The sequence below is a fragment of the Amycolatopsis sp. NPDC047767 genome (assembly GCF_040704195.1).
Taxonomy (GTDB): Bacteria; Actinomycetota; Actinomycetes; order Mycobacteriales; family Pseudonocardiaceae; genus Amycolatopsis.
The window spans coordinates 36070-55127 of the sequence record NZ_JBEYSJ010000021.1; the positions used below are offsets into that span (position 1 = coordinate 36070).

At 71.7% G+C, this 19058-nt stretch carries 13 protein-coding genes and 2 pseudogenes; 7 read left to right on the forward strand and 8 right to left on the reverse strand.

All coding sequences use genetic code 11. From position 1 onward, the window contains the following. The first annotated feature begins 180 nt into the window (after window positions 1-180). From AB0878_RS31595 to argS, 3 genes are all read left to right on the forward strand, one after another. Window positions 181-2289 carry a RecQ family ATP-dependent DNA helicase gene (locus AB0878_RS31595; protein ID WP_366583868.1) on the forward strand — a complete coding sequence of 703 codons (2109 nt, stop codon included), beginning with the start codon at window positions 181-183 and terminating at the stop codon, window positions 2287-2289. A gap of 718 nt (window positions 2290-3007) precedes the next feature. Beyond that, window positions 3008-4297: an MFS transporter gene (locus AB0878_RS31600; RefSeq protein WP_366583869.1), complete on the forward strand. Its 1290-nt coding sequence runs from the start codon at window positions 3008-3010 to the stop codon at window positions 4295-4297. Window positions 4298-4367: 70 nt separating this feature from the next. Then, window positions 4368-6095 (forward strand): arginine--tRNA ligase, encoded by a 1728-nt coding sequence (gene argS, locus AB0878_RS31605; protein ID WP_366583870.1) that lies wholly within the window; start codon window positions 4368-4370, stop codon window positions 6093-6095. A gap of 218 nt (window positions 6096-6313) precedes the next feature. Here the strand turns inward: argS and AB0878_RS31610 are convergent. After that, window positions 6314-7315: pseudogene (locus AB0878_RS31610) on the reverse strand (FAD-dependent monooxygenase); the annotation flags it as partial. A gap of 90 nt (window positions 7316-7405) precedes the next feature. Here AB0878_RS31610 and AB0878_RS31615 point away from each other — a divergent pair. Next, on the forward strand, window positions 7406-8020 hold the full coding sequence (locus AB0878_RS31615) for a TetR family transcriptional regulator (RefSeq protein ID WP_366583871.1): 615 nt from the start codon (window positions 7406-7408) through the stop codon (window positions 8018-8020). On the opposite strand, the gene AB0878_RS31620 is transcribed toward AB0878_RS31615, so the two are convergent. After that, complete coding sequence (locus tag AB0878_RS31620) at window positions 8010-8594, reverse strand: TetR/AcrR family transcriptional regulator (protein ID WP_366583872.1); 585 nt, start codon at window positions 8592-8594, stop codon at window positions 8010-8012. The genes AB0878_RS31615 and AB0878_RS31620 overlap by 11 nt on opposite strands. A 58-nt stretch (window positions 8595-8652) precedes the next feature. On the opposite strand from AB0878_RS31620, the gene AB0878_RS31625 reads away from it, so the two are divergent. Beyond that, the gene (locus AB0878_RS31625) at window positions 8653-9369 is read left to right on the forward strand and encodes an SDR family oxidoreductase (RefSeq protein WP_366583873.1); all 717 of its coding nucleotides are present in this window, start codon (window positions 8653-8655) and stop codon (window positions 9367-9369) included. Window positions 9370-10046: 677 nt separating this feature from the next. Here the strand turns inward: AB0878_RS31625 and AB0878_RS31630 are convergent. Continuing rightward, on the reverse strand, window positions 10047-10610 hold the full coding sequence (locus AB0878_RS31630; protein WP_366583874.1) for a TetR family transcriptional regulator: 564 nt from the start codon (window positions 10608-10610) through the stop codon (window positions 10047-10049). Between the two features lie 91 nt (window positions 10611-10701). On the opposite strand from AB0878_RS31630, the gene AB0878_RS31635 reads away from it, so the two are divergent. Together AB0878_RS31635 and AB0878_RS31640 are read left to right on the forward strand one after the other, a co-directional pair. Next, the gene (locus AB0878_RS31635; RefSeq protein WP_366583875.1) at window positions 10702-11280 is read left to right on the forward strand and encodes a type 1 glutamine amidotransferase domain-containing protein; all 579 of its coding nucleotides are present in this window, start codon (window positions 10702-10704) and stop codon (window positions 11278-11280) included. A gap of 44 nt (window positions 11281-11324) precedes the next feature. After that, window positions 11325-12301: pseudogene (locus tag AB0878_RS31640) on the forward strand (aldo/keto reductase). Window positions 12302-12349: 48 nt separating this feature from the next. On the opposite strand, the gene proB reads toward AB0878_RS31640, so the two are convergent. The 5 genes from proB to AB0878_RS31665 all read right to left on the reverse strand — a co-directional run bounded on the left by proB (window position 12350) and on the right by AB0878_RS31665 (window position 18990). After that, window positions 12350-13456, reverse strand: coding sequence for a glutamate 5-kinase (gene proB / locus AB0878_RS31645; RefSeq protein WP_366583876.1), 1107 nt, complete (start codon window positions 13454-13456; stop codon window positions 12350-12352). Beyond that, window positions 13453-14964: a GTPase ObgE gene (gene obgE, locus AB0878_RS31650; protein WP_366583877.1), complete on the reverse strand. Its 1512-nt coding sequence runs from the start codon at window positions 14962-14964 to the stop codon at window positions 13453-13455. Before obgE ends, proB begins: the two co-directional genes overlap by 4 nt. A gap of 115 nt (window positions 14965-15079) precedes the next feature. Continuing rightward, complete coding sequence (gene rpmA, locus AB0878_RS31655; protein ID WP_220242880.1) at window positions 15080-15346, reverse strand: 50S ribosomal protein L27; 267 nt, start codon at window positions 15344-15346, stop codon at window positions 15080-15082. Between the two features lie 41 nt (window positions 15347-15387). Beyond that, window positions 15388-15702: a 50S ribosomal protein L21 gene (rplU, locus tag AB0878_RS31660; RefSeq protein WP_009081084.1), complete on the reverse strand. Its 315-nt coding sequence runs from the start codon at window positions 15700-15702 to the stop codon at window positions 15388-15390. A 180-nt stretch (window positions 15703-15882) separates the two neighbouring features. Then, window positions 15883-18990: a translation initiation factor IF-2 N-terminal domain-containing protein gene (locus AB0878_RS31665; RefSeq protein WP_366583878.1), complete on the reverse strand. Its 3108-nt coding sequence runs from the start codon at window positions 18988-18990 to the stop codon at window positions 15883-15885. Between the last annotated feature and the right edge of the window lie 68 nt (window positions 18991-19058).

Consider the following 19058-nt stretch of genomic DNA (forward strand, 5'->3'; position numbering starts at 1 on the left):
GGCGACCGGTCACCTCCCCCGAGAGGCACCGGTTGCCCGAGGAGAGCCGGGAATCCGGGGCGCCTTACGCGAGTCTCGATTGTGACTTGAGTCACATAACTGCGGGTATCCGGTCGCGGACGGTCCGTTCGTGCCACGTCCGGCTCCCGTTCTGTCGGTCGCATGGGGTAGACCGGGGACGTGGACACCACCGAAGCCCTTCGCGAGCGTGCCGAGACCCTGCTGCGGTCGCTCGCCGGCGAAACCGCGACCCTGCGCGAAGACCAGTGGACGGCGATCGAGGCCCTCGTCGCCCACCACCGGCGCGCGCTCGTCGTGCAGCGCACCGGGTGGGGCAAGTCGGCCGTGTACTTCCTGGCCACAGCCCTGCTCCGCGAGCAGGGCGCCGGCCCGACCGTCATCGTCTCGCCCCTGCTCGCGCTCATGCGCAACCAGATCTCGGCGGCCGCGCGTGCCGGGATCCACGCGGCCACCATCAACTCGGCCAACGCGCAGGAGTGGGACCAGGTGCAGGCGGCGGTGGTCGCCGGCGACGTCGACGTGCTCCTGGTGAGCCCCGAACGGCTCAACAACCCCGATTTCCGCGACGCCGTGCTGCCGAAGCTCACCGCGAGCGCCGGGCTGCTCGTGGTCGACGAGGCGCACTGCATCTCCGACTGGGGCCACGACTTCCGGCCCGACTACCGCCGGCTGCGCACACTGCTGGGCGACCTGCCCGACGGCGTGCCGGTGCTGGCCACCACGGCGACGGCCAACGACCGCGTGGCCACCGACGTCGCCGACCAGCTGGGCATCGGCACCGGCGGCGACACGCTCGTGCTGCGCGGTCCGCTCGACCGCGAGAGCCTGCGGCTGGCCGTGGCCGAGCTGCCGACGGACCAGGCGCGCCTGGCCTGGCTCGCCGAGCACCTGGCCGAGCTGCCGGGGTCCGGCATCATCTACACCCTCACGGTCGCGGCGGCCCACGACGTCGCGGCGCTGCTCGGCGAGCGCGGCTACCCGGTGGCGGCGTACACGGGCAAGACCGACCCGGCCGACCGCCAGGCCGCGGAAGACGACCTGCTGGCCAACCGGGTCAAGGCGCTCGTGGCCACGTCGGCGCTCGGGATGGGGTTCGACAAGCCGGACCTCGGGTTCGTGGTGCACCTGGGTGCGCCGTCGTCGCCGATCGCGTACTACCAGCAGGTCGGGCGCGCGGGCCGCGGTGTGGAGCGCGCGGAGGTCGTGCTGTTGCCGGGCCGCGAGGACAAGGCGATCTGGGCGTACTTCGGCTCGCTGGCGTTCCCCGACGAGCTGCGGGTGTCGCAGGTGCTGAACTCGCTCGCGTACGCCGACCGTCCACTGTCGACTGCCGCGCTGGAGCCGACCGTGGAGCTGTCGCGCTCGCGGCTGGAGATGGTGCTGAAGGTCCTCGACGTCGACGGCGCGGTCCGGCGCGTGCGCGGCGGCTGGGAGAGCACAGGCCAGGAGTGGCAGTACGACCGCGACCGCTACGCCCGGGTCGCGAAAGCGCGCGAGGCTGAGCAGTCGGCGATGCTCGGTTATCTCTCCACGGCCGGCTGCCGCATGGAGTACCTGCGCCGTCAGCTCGACGACCCGGACGCGGTGCCGTGCGGCCGCTGCGACAACTGCACCGGGCAGCACTGGGACACGGCGGTTTCGGACGAGGTCGTGGGCGCCACGCGCGAGCGGCTCGACCGGCCGGGCGTCGAGGTGGCGCCGCGCAAGCAGTGGCCCAGCGGGATGAAGGGTCTCGACGTGCCGTTGTCGGGCCGCATCGCCGCCACCGAGCAGGCCGAGCCGGGCCAGGTGCTGGGCCGCCTCACCGACGTCGGCTGGGGCTCGCGGCTGCGCGAGCTCGTCGGCCCGGGCGCGGTGGACGACGTGGTCCCGGAGTCGGTGTTCCAGGCCTGCGTGAAGGTCCTGGCGGCCTGGCCCTGGGCCGAACGCCCGACGGCCGTCGTGGCCGTGCCGTCGGCAACGCGGCCGGTCCTGGTCGCCAACCTCGCGGAGCGGCTCGCCACCATCGGCCGGCTGGAACACCTGGGCACGCTCGACTCCGCCGGCCCGCCCCCGCGCCAGGCCAACAGCGCCCAGCGCCTCGCCGACCTCTGGCAGCGCCTCTCCCTGCCCGCCGACGTCGCCACCCGCCTCGCCGAGACCCCCGGCCCCATCCTCCTCGTGGACGACGTCATCGACACCGGCTGGACCATGACCCTGGCGTCCCGCCTCCTCCGCAAAGCGGGCGCGAAGGCGGTGTTGCCCTTCGGTCTGGCCAGCACCTCCTGACCCCGCCGCACGACCCGCGGACCGCGACACGCGGCGGCGCCACCCCACCGGCAACCGGCGGCCGTGCGCACGGGCCGGGCCCGCCCGGGAGCCGGCCGTCGCTCGGCCACCGCCAACGCAACCGCGGCGACTCCGTTGCGACCGCTCCGCGCTCAAGGCACCGGCCCGCCCGCGGCCGCAGTCGCTCGGTCACCGCCAACTGGAACCGCGGCGACTGCGCTGCGACCGCGCGACATGGTCCGCTCGGCTGGCTGGCCGCGCCGAGGCCGTCCTCACGTGGCGCCGGCCGCTTCGCCGCGACGGCGGCCCGGTGGTGCGCCGGCCGCCCGAAGGCGCGGCGAACGGGCCGCCGACGCATGGCCAGCAAGAGCCGACGCCGCAGCGACGCCTCGCCTCGCGCGGAAAGTCGCGCGCCCGCGAGGTCGTTGTTCCGACGGCAAAGACAACGGCGACGTTCGGCGACGGAGGCTGGTGGGCTGGCGGCCAGCACGAAGACACGTCGGGTTGGCCAGCACCTTCTGACCCCGACGCACGACCCGACGAACCATGCAAGGGCGGTGACACGAGACGTTGCCACCCCACCCGTAACGGCGGCCGTGCGCGCGGGTCCAGACCGCCGAAGCCACCAACCAAACCCACTTCCGGTCGGTGAAGAACTACCGATCTCCGGGCATTTCTGGCACAGTGCCCTCCACCCGAGCGGGACGTGGAGGTCGCCATGGGCGGATCGACGGCGGAGGTCGCGACGAGGCACCGGTTGCCGGTGCGGAAGTTGTTCGCCGCCAGTGCCGGGAATGCGCTGGAGTGGTTCGACTGGACGATCTACGCGACGTTCAGCATCTACTTCGCGGGCGCGTTCTTCCCTTCCGGCAACGAAGCGCTGGCGTTGATCAACACGTTCGCCACCTACGCGCTGGCGTTCTTCTTCCGGCCGCTGGGTGGGGTGCTGCTCGGGCGGCTCGCGGACGTGCACGGGCGCAAGCCGGCGATGATCCTGACCATCGCGCTCATGGCGGGCGGGTCGGTGGCGATCGGCGTGTTGCCGACGTTCGCGCAGGTGGGGTGGCTGGCGCCGGTGCTGTTGCTGGTCGCGAGGGTCGCGCAGGGGCTGTCGCTGGGTGGTGAGGTGTCGAACGCGTCGGCGTACCTCGGGGAGATCGCGCCGGCGAAGAGGCGCGGGCGGTATTCGTCGTTCTTCTACATCTCGACCGGGTCGGCGGTGCTGGTCGCGACCGTGCTGGGGTTCGTGCTGGCGCGGACGATGGACAAGGCGCAGCTCGCGTCGTTCGGCTGGCGGATCCCGTTCCTGCTGGGCGGGGTGCTGGGTCTCGTGGGCCTCTGGTTGCGGCGCAGCCTCGCGGAAACCGAGCTGTTCGAACAGAAAAAGGAGCAGGCCCGGCGCGTCGAGCGGCCGTTGCTGACCACGCTGACGCACCACCCCAAGGCCGTCGGGCAGCTCGTGGGCTTCACGATGCTGTCCACGCTTTGCTACTACACCTTCTTCAGCGCCCTCACCTCCTTCGCCGTGAAGACGCGCGGGGCGAGCGACGTCGACGTGTTCCTCGCGCTCTCGATCGCCACCGCGCTGTTCGTGGCGCTGCAGTACCCGATGGGCGCGCTCGCCGACCGCGTCGGGCGCCGGCCGCAGCTGCTCGTGTGGTCGGGGGCGACAGCGCTGGTGATCGTGCCGCTGTCGTTCCTCGTGCAGCCCGGGCTCGGCGGGCTGCTCGTGGTGTTCTGCGTGGGCCTGGGCCTCTACACGGCGATGACGTCGCTGGCGCCCGCGATCATGAGCGAGCTGTTCCCCACCGAGCTGCGCGGGCTGGGCATCGGGGCTTGGTACAACCTCACCGTCGCGCTGTTCGGCGGGACCGCGCCGCTGGTGCTCAGCGCGCTGTCCGCGGCGGGCGCGGCCACGGCGTTCTTCTGGTACGTCGCGGTCGCCGCGGCCATCGCGTTCCTCGTGGTGCTGCGCCTGCCCGAGACGAAGGGCAGCGAACTGCGGTAATCCCTTCGAGCGCGCTCCGGCGGAGTCGCTACGCTGCGGCGAACCGGCTACGCGAAGAAGGAGGGACACCGTGCGCAAGCCCGAGGTTAGTGAGGAACTCGCCCGACGCGTGGTGGACGCCCTCCACCGCGCGCTCGACGTCGACATCGCCCCGGCCGACGCGCTCATCGCCGTCTCGACCCGCGACGGCGTCGACTACCAGTGCAACCTCGCGATGAGCCTGGGCAAACGCCTCGGCCGCCCGCCGCGCGAGGTCGCCGCCGCCATCGTCGAACACCTCGAGATCACCGACCTCGCCGAGCCGCCCGAGATCGCCGGCCCCGGCTTCCTCAACTTCGTGCTCCGCCGCGAATGGCTCGAAGCCGGCGTCGACGCGCTCAGCGATGACCCACGGCTCGGCGTCGAGCCCGCCACGCACCGAAAGCGCATCGCGCTCGACTACAGCAGCCCGAACGTCGCGAAGGAAATGCACGTCGGGCACCTGCGTTCGTCGGTGATCGGCGACGCGATCGTGCGGTTGCTGCGCTTCGCCGGCCACGAAGTGCTGCCCCACAACCACCTCGGCGACTGGGGCACCCCCTTCGGCATGCTCATCGAGCACCTGCTCGACGAACCGCCCGCCGGGCCCAGCGGCATCGGCGACCTCAACGAGTTCTACCAGGCCGCGCGCCGGAAGTTCGACTCCGACGAAGCGTTCGCCACGCGCTCGCGCGAGCGCGTCGTGAAACTGCAGAGCGGCGACGCCGAGACGCTCGCCACGTGGCAGGGGCTCGTCGACGAGTCCACCCGCCACTTCAACGAGGTCTACCACCTGCTCGGCATCACGCTCACCGACGAAGACATCTACGGCGAGAGCTTCTACAACCCCTACCTCGCCAAGGTCGTCGACGAGCTGGAGGCCGACGGCCTCACCGAGCTCAGCGACGGCGCCGTCTGCGTGTTCCCCGAAGGCTTCCACAACCGCGAAGGCGACCGGCTGCCGCTGATCGTGCGCAAGCGCGACGGCGGCTACGGCTACGCGGCCACCGACCTCGCCACCGCGAAGTACTGGACCACCGAACGCGGCGCCACCGACCTGCTTTACGTCGTCGGCACGCCGCAGGCCCAGCACTTCGCGATGCTCTTCGCCGTCTGCCGCGCCGCGGGCTGGCTCGACGGCGTGCACGCCGAGCACATCGGCTTCGGCTCCGTGCTCGGCGCAGACGGCAAGGTGATGCGCACGCGCGCCGGCGAGACGATCAAGCTCGCCGACCTGCTGGTCGAGGCCGTCGCGCAGGCCGCCGGCGTCGTCGCCGAACGCAGTGAGCTCAGCGAGGCCGAACAGCGCGAGGTGGCGCGCGCCGTGGGCATCGGCGCGGTGAAGTACGCCGACCTCTCCGGCGACCGCGAGCGCGACTACGTCTTCGACTGGGACCGCATGCTGGCCAAGGACGGCAACACCTCGGTCTACCTGCAGTACGCGCACGCGCGGATCGAGTCGATCCTCGCGAAGGCCGGCGACCAGAGCGTGGCCGCGCCGGTGACCCTGGCCGAGCCGGCCGAACGCGCCCTCGCCCTCACGCTGCTGCGCTTCGGCGAAGCCCTCCGCTCGGCGACCAGCGCGTACGCGCCGCACAAGCTGTGTACGTACCTCTACGAGACGGCCGTGACCTTCTCCCGCTTCTACGAGCAGTGCCCGGTCCTCACCGCCGAGACGCCGGAGCTGCGGGCGTCGCGGGTGCAGCTGGCGACGCTCACGTCGCGCACGCTCGTGCTCGGCCTGGAACTGCTCGGCATCGAAGCGCCGCGCCGGCTCTGACCGACGGCGGGGTCGGGGCACCCGGCCTCAACCCCGCAGCTTCGCCACCGCACCCATCGCGCGAACATCCCCCGCGTCGCCACGCGGCCGAGCCGGCTGTCCGACACGAACTGCTCGGCACTGCGGGCCGACGTGCGCACCGCCTTGAACCCGTACTTCCGCATCTCGCGCTCGTACTCCCCCACGGCCACGCGCACGTCATCGCCCGCGGAAAGCTTGCGGCACAACAACTGCGCGTCACGCAACGCCGTGTTGGCCCCGATGCCGCGGAACGGCGTCATGCTGTGCACCGCGTCGCCGAGCAACGTCACCGGGCCCGGCTCCCACGGCTTGACCGGCAGCGACGTGAGGATCGGCAGCCGGCTCACCGACGCGTCGGGTGAGTTCTCGACCAGGCGGACCAGGTCGGGATGCCAGCCCCGGATCGCCGACAGCGCCGTGTCGCGCAAGCTTTCGTCCGATGTGGACAGACGGCGGGAGCCGTACGCCCACATCACGTAGCTGCCGGTGTTGTCGAACAGCACGGGGTCCACCTCGGCCGTCTCGTCGTTGACCGCGGCCTCGGGGAACAGGTGCGGCGCCGTGAACATGCCGCACCCGGGCGGCCCCACGACGTAGACCGGTCCGGCCTTGAACCGTTCTGCCGCCTCGGAAACCGGGGTCTTGCCGACGATCGTGACGATGCCGGTGTCCACGCGTCGCGCGTGCGGCAGGAGCTGAGCGCGGACGCGCGAGCTCGCGCCGTCCGCGCCGATCACCAGGTCGGCCTCGGCCGTCGTGCCGTCTGCGAAGTGCAGCGTCACGGCCTTAGGCCCGGTCTCGTACCGTACGAACTCCTTGTCGTGCCACAGGATTCCGTCGAGTCCGGTCGACAGCACCTGGTGCAGCGAGATCCGGCTCACGGAGTGGTGCGCGGCGGCCGGATCCGCGGCGGCGGGTTCGCGCATCACCGCGAGCTCGCGCAGCTGCTCCGTGACGAAGGCGAACTCGTGGGCGCTTTCCCCCGTCGCCGCAAGGAATCTCTGCCACGCGGCGGGCGGCAGGCACTCGTGCAACGCGGCCGCCCCGTGCGGATCGATGTGCACGCGGTAACCCTGCAGCCACTCGGTCCGCGTGCGGCTGCGTTCGTACACGGCCACCTCGACACCGGCCCGCACCAGGCCGTGGGCCAGGCACAGGCCACCCGTCCCGCCGCCGACGACGGCAACTCGCAAGTTCATGGTCTTCCCCTCTCGGATCACTCCATAATTATCCGTACGGTTGATTAAGTCAACTGTGAGGATGATTGAGTCATCGACTAGGCTGATCCCGTGCCCGAGAACAGCCCCCGCCGTGCGCCGCGTGAACGTCAGCGCGACCCCGAGCGCACGAAGGCGCGCATCCTCGAGGCGGCCAAAGCGGAGTTCGGCAGCAAGGGCTACGCCGCGGCGCGCGTGGGCGAGATCGCCGCGCGGGCGGGCGTGAACAAGCAGCTGATCTCGTACTACTTCGGCGGCAAGGAAGGCCTCTACACCGAGCTGAACCGCCCGGTGTTCGACGGCTTCACCACGATCACCGCGCCGGATCGCGAGCTCGCGGACGTCGCCGCCGAGTTCGTGCGCTCGGGTCTCGCCGACGCCGACCTCGGCCGCCTGTTCCTCTGGGAGAACCTCACCGACGGCGAGCCGGACGCGGTCGACGTCGAAGCCCAGCGCGAGTTCCTGCAGCGCCAGCTCGGCTACGTCCGCGCACGTCAGGAGGCCGGCGACTTCCCGGACGAAGTCGATCCGGCGGCGCTCATGCTCGTGCTGATGGCCGCGGCCAGCGCGTCGCTGGCATTCCCGCGCGTGGCCCGCGCGCTCACCGGCCAGGACCCGGGCTCGGCGGAGTTCGCCGAGGGCTACGCGGAGCAGCTGGCCCGGATCGTGCGGGCGCTCAAGCCCTGACGATCAGCGCCACCAGCTCGTCGGCCAGCTCCGGGCCCACCGGGGTGCGGGTGGCGAGCAGGCGGTACCAGAGGGTGCCGAACACGACGTCGATCAAGGTTTCGCGGGAGACACCGGCGGGGAGCTCGCCCCGCGCGGCCGCGCGGTCGACGATCCGGCCCAGCACCTCGCGGCGGCGCAGCAGGAAGTCTTCGCGGAAGCGGTCGCCGAACGCGGGGTCCACCTGCGCCTGCGCCATCAGCGCGCGCAGCGTGTCGGCGACGGTCTGCTTGCCGCCGAGCGCGAACGTGTCACGCAGGAACTCGCTCAGATCCGCCGCGAGGTCACCGTGGTCGGGCACCGGCACGATCAGGTCGGCCTTGGTCGCGAGCGCCTCCATGAGCACGTCCGCTTTGGACGGCCACCACCGGTAGACGGTCTGCTTGCCCGAGCCGGAGCGCGCCGCGATGCCTTCGATGGTCAGGCCGGCGTACCCGACTTCCGCGATGAGTTCCAAGGTCGCAACGAGGATCGCGTCGCGGCTGGCGGCGCTGCGCTTGCGGCCGGGGCGGCTGCCGAGGGGCTGGTCGGTCACGGGAACCGATGGTAGCGTAATTCGAGACGAGACGTCACGGTTCGAAATAGGAGACCACATGAGCATCCACAAGGCCCTCGTCGCTGGGGGCACTTCGGGCATCGGGCTCGCGACCGCGCGCAAGCTGCACGCACGCGGGTTCGACGTCCACGTCACCGGCCGCGGCAAAGAGCGGCTCGACGACCTGGCGGCCGGCGACCCCGGCCTCACCGGCCACCAGGCCGACGGCGGCGACGCGGCCGCCATGGCCACGCTCGCCGAGACGATCGGGCAGATCGACGCCCTCGTCGTCAGCCTCAGCGGCAGCGAAGGAATGGGCCCGATCGCGGACCTCGACCTGGGCATGCTGCGGCGCGCCTTCGACGCGAAGTTCTGGGCGCACCTCACCACTATCCAGGCCGTACTGCCGAGACTCGCGCCGACGGGGTCGATCACCCTGGTCACCGCCATCAGCGCCCGCACCGGCATGCCGGGCACGACCGGCCTGGCGGCGATCAACGGCGCCCTGGAGGCCGCGATCAAACCCCTGGCCGCCGAACTGGCACCGATCCGCGTCAACGCCGTTTCACCCGGCGTGGTCGACACGGCTTGGTGGAGCGCCTTCCCGGCCGAACAACGCGCGGCCTACTTCGCGCAGGTCGCCTCCGCCCTGCCCACCCGGCAGGTCGCGTCCGCCGACGACGTCGCCGACGCCGTGGTCTTCGCCGCCACCAACCCGACCACGACCGGCACCGTCCTGGAAACCGACGGCGGCGCGCGCTTGATCACGCTCTGACGCCCCTGCGGGACTTGGGCCGTGATCCCGGCTCAAGTCCCACTGTGACACGGGTTTCGGCCGCCGGACAGTCGCCGCACTCGACCTCCGAGAGCGGCGCGCCCAGTTCGCCGATGGGCGGGCTCCCGCGGCATGCTCGCCCGGCCAGCAGCGGGCCGGAGCCACACCTGCGCAGCGCCGGAGACCCCGCAACGCAACGGGCCCGCCCAGCCCGGCGCGCCGCCCACACCCGCTGACCGCATCGACTGACGCCGTCAGTTCTGACTCCCCCGCCATGGCACGCTCAGCCAAGCTGCCCCGCGGCGGCCCGTGCCACGCCTACTCGCACCGGAGATCGTCGGCAGCCAACGGGGAAGCCCGGCCATTTGGAAAGACCCTCGCGCGAACGCCCGCCGATGCGACCCGACTGGCGCCGTCGGCTCGTATCTCGCGCCAACCCTCAGCGGCCCACCACGGCCATGACAGCCACCCAGGCTCGGCACCATCGGCCTCCAGCCACGCAAACGAGAAGGCCACTTGCGTGGCGAACCTCGCCGAACGTCGACCAGCCGGAGCAGCGCCGCCAGCCCGGCGGCCCGCGCCAAAACTCAGCCCGCCCACCGCGGCGTGCGGCCGCCGACCGAGCGCCGGAGACCGGCGAGGCCCTGCCCCGACGTCGGCCGCCCGAAGCAGTGCCGTCAGGCCAGGGGGTCGCGCCAGGGCAGGCTCAGGCGGCCCACCGCGGCCACGACGGCGGAGCGCAGCCGCGCGTGGTCCGTGGTGGAGCCCGGGCGCAGGGCGCTGGGGTACAGGATCGCCGTGTGGTGGAGGGCCCAGATGAGGGCGTAGAGGTCGGCGGTGTCGATGGCCTCGTCGGTGGGGCGGGCGGCGCGCATCTCGGCGAGTTTGGCGCCGAAGGACTCCAGTTCGCGGGTGGTGGGTTCCGGGCGTTCCAGCTGCCGCCAGAGGGTGAGGCGGGCGCGGTCGGGGTCGGAGGCGTAGTAGTCGAACACCGCGCCGGCGAAGCGGGCCAGGTCGCCCCAGGTTTCGGGGACGGTTTCCATGCCCCTCAGGAGCCGTTCGACGACGACGGTGTCGAACAGCTCCTCCTTGGAGCCGAAGTAGTCGTAGATGGCGCGTTTGTTGGCCTCGGCGTTCGCGGCGATGCGGTCGACCCGGGCGCCGGCCAGGCCGTACGCGGCGAACTCGCGGTAGGCGGCCTCCAGGACCCGGCGTTTGGTCTCCGTCGCGTCGCGTGGCATCCCGCCAGCATAGAGCGTTCCGAACCATCTGGTTCTTTCGGTGCTATAGTCGATACCGAACCATCCAGTTCGTTCGTTTTGGAGTTCAGACATGACCACGCGTGAGACGGCCGTTCCCGGAGTCGACAACCGCAAGCCCGTTCCGATGGCGCAGCGAAAGACAGGCCGGGTCGCGATCCTGACCGCCGACCAGGTCGAGGACGTCGAGTTCTTCTACCCCTACTACCGCTTCGTCGAGGAGGGCTACGACGTCGACGTGATCACCCCGGCCGGCGGCCTGCTCACCGGCTACCGCGGCACCACCCTGCAGGACACGCTCCCCCTCGCCGACGCCGACCCGAAGGTGTACGACGCGCTGTACGTACCCGGCGGGCTCGCGCCCGAGGAACTCGTGGCGAACGACGCCGCCGTGGAGTTCGTGCGCACCTTCGCGGAGCGCGACAAGCCGATCGGCTCGGTGTGCCACGGCCCGCGGGTCCTCGCCAAGGCAGGCCTGGCGGACGGCCGCGCCATGACGGGCTTCCACCACGTCGAGAGCGACATCGCCGAAGCCGGCGGGACCTACGTCGACGAGCCGGTGGTCACCGACGGCCACATCGTCACCTCCCGGCGCCCCGGCGACCTGCCGCGGGAGCTGGCCGTGATCATCGAGCGGCTGCGCGCGCAGTGACCGGACCGTACATTGAGGACAGTGAGCGAACAGGAGCGAAGCCCATGCGGATGAGGAAACTCGGCGGTCTGGAAGTCTCGGCCGAGGGGTTCGGCGCGATGGGGATGAGCGCGTTCTACGGGGAGCGCGACGACGAGGAGTCGATCGCCACGCTCCGCCACGCCGCCGACCTCGGGATCACGCTGATCGACACCGCGGAGGCGTACGGCCCGTTCGAAAACGAGAAGCTGATCCACCGCGCCCTCGGGCACCGGCGCGACGAGCTCGTGCTCGCGACCAGTTCGCCACCGAGATCGACGACGACGGCACTTTCCACGGCCCGAACGGGAGCCCCCGGTACGCCCGCAAGGCCGTCGAACGGTCCCTTCGCCACCTCGGGACCGACCGCATCGACCTGCTGTACCTGCACCGGGTCGACCCGGCGACACCGATCGAGGACACCATCGGCGGCATGGCCGCGCTCGTGCAGGAGGGCAAGGTGCGCTACCTCGGGCTGTCCGAGGCGGCGCCGGCGACGATCCGCCGCGCCCACGCGGTGCACCCGATCACCGCGCTGCAGTCGGAGTTCTCCCTGTTCAGCCAGGAGGCCCTGACCAACGGTGTGAAGGCCGTCGTCGACGAGCTGGGCATCGGTTTCGTCGCCTTCTCCCCGCTCGGCCGCGGCTTCCTGTCCGGCACGATCCGCAGCGTCGACGACCTCGCCCCCGGCAACGCGCGGCGCGGGCTCCCGCGGTTCTCGCCGGAGAACATCGCGGCCAACCTCGTGCTGGTGGACCGGGTTCGCGAGCTCGCCGAGGAGAAGGGCGTGGCGCCCGGCCAGGTCGCGCTGGCCTGGGTGATGCGCCACGACGTCGTGCCGATCCCGGGCACCAAACGCCGGAAGTACCTCGCCGAGAACGCCGCCGCCGCGGACGTGTCGCTCAGCGAAGCCGATCTCGCCCGGCTCGAAGCCGCCGTGCCGCGCACAGCGGTGGCGGGAGATCGCGACACGCCCGACGGACTGGCGAAGACGAACGGCTGAAGGCGGCCCGGTGCCGCCGGAAAACGCGGTGACACCGGGCCGCGGAAATCAACGACGCAGCGGCACGAGATCGTCCGCGTGGACGACCTCACGGCGGTGCTCCACGGGAACCTCGTGGCTCGACCGGCCGATCAGGTCCGGCAGCTCGCTCGCGTCGAACGCCACCACGCCACGCGCGACCGGGACGTCCTTGGCGTCGACGAGGTCCACGACGTCGCCCGCCTCGAACTTGCCGATCACGCCGGTGATGCCGGCCGCCAGCAGCGAACGGCGGCGCAGGATCGCGGCCACGGCACCGTCGTCGAGCCGGAGGCGGCCGGACGAGTCGGCGGCGTAACCGAGCCAGAAACGGCGCGCGGACAGGCGGGTGTCGGCCGGGGCGAAGACTGTGCCGACGTCGGCCGCGCCGAGGGCGCCCGCGGCGTCGACCGCGGCGGCGAGCAGCACGGGGATGCCGGCGCCTGCGGCCGTGCGGGCGGCCGCGAGCTTCGAGACCATGCCGCCCGTGCCCAGGCCCGAGGACGACATGCCGACGGAGATGCCCTCCACATCGGACTCGCTGATCACCTCGGCGATCTTGCGGGTGGCGCCGTCGCGGGGGTCGCCGTCGTAGAGACCGTCCACATCGGACAGCAGGATCAGCGCGTCGGCGCCGATGAGGTGGGCGACGAGGGCCGCGAGGCGGTCGTTGTCGCCGAAGCGGATTTCCTGTGTGGCCACGGTGTCGTTCTCGTTCACCACGGGCACGGCGCCGAGCGCGAGCAGCCGGGAGAACGTGCGCTGCGCGTTGCGGTAGTGCGCGCGGCGCACCACGTCGTCGGACGTCAGCAGGACCTGGCCGACGGTGAGCGAGTACCGGCCGAACGACTCCGCGTACGCGTGGGCCAGCGCGAGCTGGCCCACGCTCGCCGCCGCCTGCTTCGTGGCCAGGTCACGCGGGCGCTTGCCCAGCGACAGCGGCGCCAGCCCCGCGCCGATCGCGCCCGAGGACACGAGCACGATCTGGCAGTCGCGGGCCACGCGCGCCGCGATGGCGTCGACCAGCGCGTCGAGCCGCTTGACGTCCAGGCCGCTGCCGGCGGTCGTCAGCGCCGACGAACCGACTTTGACGACGAGCCTGCGGGCTTCGGCGATCTCGACGCGCGTGCCGCTCACCGGTCCAGTTCCTCCAGATCGTCGTCGAAATCGTCCGCGAAGCCGCCGTCGTCGGAGTTCGCGCCGGGCAACGGCTCGTCCTCGCCGGTCCCGTCGCGACGGATCCGGCGGGCTTCCTTGCGCTCCGCGGCACCGATGCGGTCGCTCTTCTCCAGTCGCACGTCCGTGCCGCGCCCGGACAGGTGCACCGCGACGCTGGGCGACGACGGCTCCCACTCGAACTGCACGTCGCCGATCGTGACCGGGCTGCCCGGCTTCGCACCCTTCTTCGCGAGCGCGTCTTCGACACCGAGCCGGTTCAGCCGGTCGGCGAGGTAGCCGACGGCCTCGTCGTTGGCGAAGTTCGTCTGCCGGATCCAGCGCTCGGGGCGCGTACCGCGGACGATGAACGCGCCCTCTTCCTCCGGGTCGGCCGAGACGGCGAAGCCGCTGTCGTCGACGGCCAGCGGGTGCAGCACGATCCGCTGCTGCTCCAGCACCGGCTGCGCCTCGCGGTACTCCTCCACGACCTTCGCCAGCGCGAACGTGAGCTCCCGCAGGCCCTTGCGCGAAGCCGTCGAGACCTCGAACACCTGCAGGCCGCGGGCCTCGAACTCGGGCCGCACGAACTCCGCCAGCTCGGCCGCCTCCGGCACGTCGATCTTGTTCAGCACCACCACGCGGGGGCGCTCGTCGAGCTTGCCGCCCAGGCCCGGGGTGTACTTCGCGAGCTCCGCTTCCAGAGCGTCCACATCGGACACCGGGTCGCGGCCCGGCTCCAGCGTCGCGCAGTCGACCACGTGCACCAGCACGGCGCATCGCTCGATGTGGCGCAGAAAATCGAGCCCCAGGCCCTTGCCCTCCGACGCGCCCGGGATCAGGCCCGGTACGTCGGCCATCGTGAACACGGTGGAGCCGGCGGTGATCACGCCGAGGTTCGGCACGAGCGTGGTGAACGGGTAGTCGGCGATCTTCGGCTTCGCGGCCGAGAGCACGGAGATCAGCGACGACTTGCCCGCGCTCGGGAAGCCGAGCAGGCCGACGTCGGCGACCGAACGCAGCTCCAGCACCAGGTTGCGCGACTCGCCGGGCTCGCCCAGCAGCGCGAAGCCGGGGGCCTTGCGGGCCTTCGACGCCAGCGCCGCGTTACCCAGGCCGCCGCGGCCGCCCTGGGCCGCAATGAACGTGGTGCCGGGCGACACGAGGTCGGCCACGAGCTCGCCGTCCTCCGTGAAGACGACGGTGCCGGACGGCACGCGCATCTCCAGCGGTTCGCCGGCGGCGCCGTTGCGGTTGCTGCCCATGCCCATCTTGCCGCTGCCCGCTTTGGCGTGGGGGCGGAAGTGGAAGTCGAGCAGGGTGTGCACGTTGGGGTCGACGACGAGCGTGACGTCGCCGCCGTTGCCGCCGTTGCCGCCGTCCGGGCCGCCCAGGGGCTTGAACTTTTCGCGGTGCACGGAGGCACAGCCGTTGCCCCCGTCACCGGCGGTCAGGTGGATCACCGCGCGGTCCACGAACCGGGACGCCATGGCACTGCCTCACTTCACTCGCGAAGAAAACTGTCGGACAACACAAACGAGGGGTGGTGCCGGATATTCCGGCTCCACCCCTCGTCGGAAAGTCGTGGTGCAGAAAACCTGAAGATCAGGCTTCAGCGGCGACCGAAGGCACGATGTTGACCGTCTTGCGGCCACGCTTGGTGCCGAACTCGACCGCACCGGCGGCGAGCGCGAACAGCGTGTCGTCGCCGCCACGGCCGACGTTCACGCCGGGGTGGAACTTGGTGCCACGCTGACGGATCAGGATCTCGCCGGCGTTCACCTCCTGGCCGCCGTAGCGCTTCACGCCCAGTCGCTGGGCGTTGGAGTCGCGACCGTTGCGGGAGCTGGACGCACCCTTCTTGTGAGCCATCGCTCAAGCCTCTTTCTGAAAGACTACGAAGATCCGAAGAACTACTTGGAGATACCGGTGACCTCGACGCGGGTCAGCTTCTGCCGGTGACCCTGGCGCTTGTGGTAGCCGGTCTTGTTCTTGAACTTGTGGATCCGGATCTTCGGACCCTTGGTCTGCTCCACGACCTTGCCGGTGACCGAGACCTTCGCCAACGCGTCGGCGTCCGTGGTGACCTCGCCACCGTCCACGAACAGCACGGCGGGGAAGGTGTGCTCGGTGCCCGGCTCGCCCTCGAGCTTCTCGACCTCGACGACGTCGCCGACGGCCACCTTGTACTGCTTGCCGCCGGTCTTGACGATCGCGTACGCCGACACGGAAGTCTCCTGCATTAACTCGGCCCTGTAACTACTAGGCAATCGGGTGGGGGCTGGCGCGGACGGCCCGCCCGGAGGCGGTCCAAGTGCTCGCGCAGCGGCCTGCTCTGGTGGCAGGCCGTACTACAGGTTACGTGAGGTTCCCCGGTGGATGGACACCGGGGTCCCCTACGTGGTCTTTCAGCTCTGCTCCGAGGCGTGCACCGGCGGACCCGCCGGGCGCGACGCCGCCCGGCGCGACCGGCGCCGGGTGGGCCGCGTGGCCGGAGCCGGCACGTCGACCTCGGATTCGGTCTCCGAAGTCCCCGAATCCGGCACAGCCGGCACAGTCGACGCGGCCGCCTCAGCGGTCTCGGCAACCTCGGGAACCTCGGTCTTCTCAGCCGTCTCAGCCGGCTGAGCCGCTTCCTCGACGGCCGGAGCCGCCGTCTCCTGCGCCGTCTCCACCGTCTTCACGGCCTCGGCCAGCGGCTTCGGCTCGTCCTCGACGTGCGGCTCGTGCTCGTGCTCGCCCTTGTGGGACGCCGCCTTCGACGCGTTCACCATCGCCTGCACGGCCGACACCACGGACTCGCGCTGCTCGGGCGTGGGCGCCGGGACCGGCTCCACGACCTTGATGTGCTCGGCCTGCTGCTCGTCGCCCTTGCCGCGGCCGCGCGAGCGCCGGGAGCTCTTGGTGTCCCCGCCACCGCCGTTGCCGTGGTTGTGGCCGTTGTTGCCGTTGCCGTTGCCGCCACCGCCGGTGCGCTGCGGCTCGGTGGACACGATGACCCCACGGCCCTTGCAGTGCTCACACGGCGTGGAGAACGCCTCGAGCAGGCCCGTGCCGATCTTCTTGCGGGTCATCTGCACGAGACCCAGCGACGTGACCTCGGCGACCTGGTGCCGCGTGCGGTCGCGGCCCAGGCACTCGGTGAGGCGGCGCAGCACCAGCTCGCGGTTGGACTCGAGCACCATGTCGATGAAGTCGATCACGATGATGCCGCCGATGTCGCGCAGCCGCAGCTGGCGGACGATCTCCTCCGCCGACTCCAGGTTGTTGCGCGTCACCGTCTCCTCGAGGTTGCCGCCCGAGCCGGTGAACTTGCCGGTGTTGACGTCGATCACCGTCATCGCCTCGGTGCGGTCGATGACGAGGTAACCACCCGAGGGCAGCCAGACCTTGCGGTCGAGCGCCTTCGTGATCTGCTCGTCGATCCGGTGGTCGGCGAACACGTCGCCGGTGCCGGTGTAGCGCTTGAGGCGGTCGGCCAGGTCCGGGGCCACGTGCTCCACGTACGAGTGGATCGTGTCGAAGGACTTGCCGCCCTGGACCTCGAGCTTGGCGAAGTCCTCGGTGAACAGGTCGCGCACGACCTTCACCAGCAGGTCGGGCTCCTCGTAGAGCATGGTCGGCGCGCCGCCCTTCTTGGCGGCACCCGCGTCGGCCTTCTCCTTGATGACGTCCCACTGCACCTTGAGGCGCCGGACGTCGCGGTCGAGCTCCTCCTCGGCGATGCCCTCCGACGCGGTGCGGATGATCACGCCCGCGTCCTCGGGGACGATCCGCTTGAGGATGTCCTTGAGGCGGCGCCGCTCGTTCTCCGGCAGCTTGCGCGAGATGCCCGTGGCCCCGCCGGCCGGCACGTAGACCAGGAAGCGGCCGGGCAGCGAGATCTGCGTGGTCAGCCGGGCGCCCTTGTGCCCGACCGGGTCCTTCGTGACCTGCACGAGCACGCTGTCGCCGGTGGACAGGGCCTGCTCGATCTTGCGGGCCTTGCCCTCCAGGCCGGCGGCGTCCCAGTCGACCTCGCCGGCGTAGAGCACGGCGTTGCGGCCGCGGCCGATGTCGATGAACGCGGCCTCCATGCTCGGCAGCACGTTCTGCACGCGGCCGAGGTAGACGTTGCCCACGATCGAGCCGGTGCCGGCCGAGGTGACGAAGTGCTCCACGAGCACGCCGTCCTCGAGCACGGCGATCTGCGTGGAGTCGCCCTTCTCGGCGACGACCATCGTGCGCTCCACCGACTCGCGGCGGGCGAGGAACTCGGCCTCCGACAGGATCGGGGCACGGCGGCGGCCGGCCTCGCGGCCGTCGCGGCGGCGCTGGCGCTTGGCCTCCAGGCGCGTGGAGCCGCGGACGCTGCGCACCTCGTCGCGCGCCGGGCGCTCGGGCTGCTCCGCCTTGGCCTGGCGCACGTGGGTGACGGTGTTGGGCGGGTCGTCGGTGGTCGCGTCGGACCCGTCGTCGTCCCCGCCCTTGCGACGGCGGCGACGGCGCCGGCGGCGGCTGCCGCCCTCACCGTCGGAGTCGCCGTCGGCCTCGGCTTCGCCGGACGAGTCCTCGGACTCGGTCTGCTCGCCCTGCTCGGGCTCGGCCTTGTCGGCCTTGTCGGCCTGCTTTTCCGGCTTGTCGGCCTGCTTGTCGTCCTGCTTCGCCGAGCCGCGCTTGCGGTCCGGCTCGTCGGTGGCTTCGTCGTCTTCGGCGCCGCCCTCGTCGCCGCCCTTGCCCCGGCCGCGGCCACGACGGCCGCGACGACGCCGGCGACGGCCGGCCGCACCGTCCTCGTCGTCCTCGGAGCGGTCGTCGGTGTCCTCGCCCGTGGTGTCCTCGGCCTGCTCGTCCTCGGCCGGGGCCTCTTCGGTGACCGGCTTCGGGCCGACGCCGAACACCGGCTCGGGCCGGCTGCGGGCGGGCCGCTCGCCGGCGGGCTCGGGCTCCGGCGGCAGGAAGACCGGCGACGGCGCGGCGAACACCGGCACGTGCACCGGGCGCTTGGCCTGGGCCGGCTCCTCGGCCTCGACCTCCGCGGGCGGGTCGCTCACCACGACCGCGGGCACGGCGGCCCGGCGGACGCGGCGGCGCGGCTCGCGGGCGGCCTGCTCTTCGGCGGGCTGCTCCGCGACCTCGGGGGCCTCGGCGGTCTTGGTGCTTTCGGTGCTTTCGGCCAGGACGGGTTCGGGCTGAGCCGGCTGCTCAGTGACCTCGGCGACCTCGGCGACCTCGGCGGCCTTGGCGACCTCAGGGGTCGCGGTGCTCTCGGTGGCCGCGGTGACCTCGGGCGCGCTCTCGGCCGGGGCGAGCGCCTCGGCCACCTTGAACGCGACCTCGCGCGTCACGCTCGACTGAGCGCTGCGGGGGCTCTCGCCCAGCTCGGCCAGCTTGGCGAGCAGGTCGCGGCTGCTGGAGCCCAGCAGCTTGGCCAGCGCGTGCACGCGAATGCGCGGCGGCAGCTCCCCCAACTGACTGGTCACGGGTGCGGCGGTATTCCCGCCGGTCTGATCGGCGGGTGTTTCCGCGTTCGACATGTGTCTCCTCCGCCCCCGGGCGCGTCTGCCGGTTCTCACCGGTCACGACGCGGCCGCGCAGGGGCCCT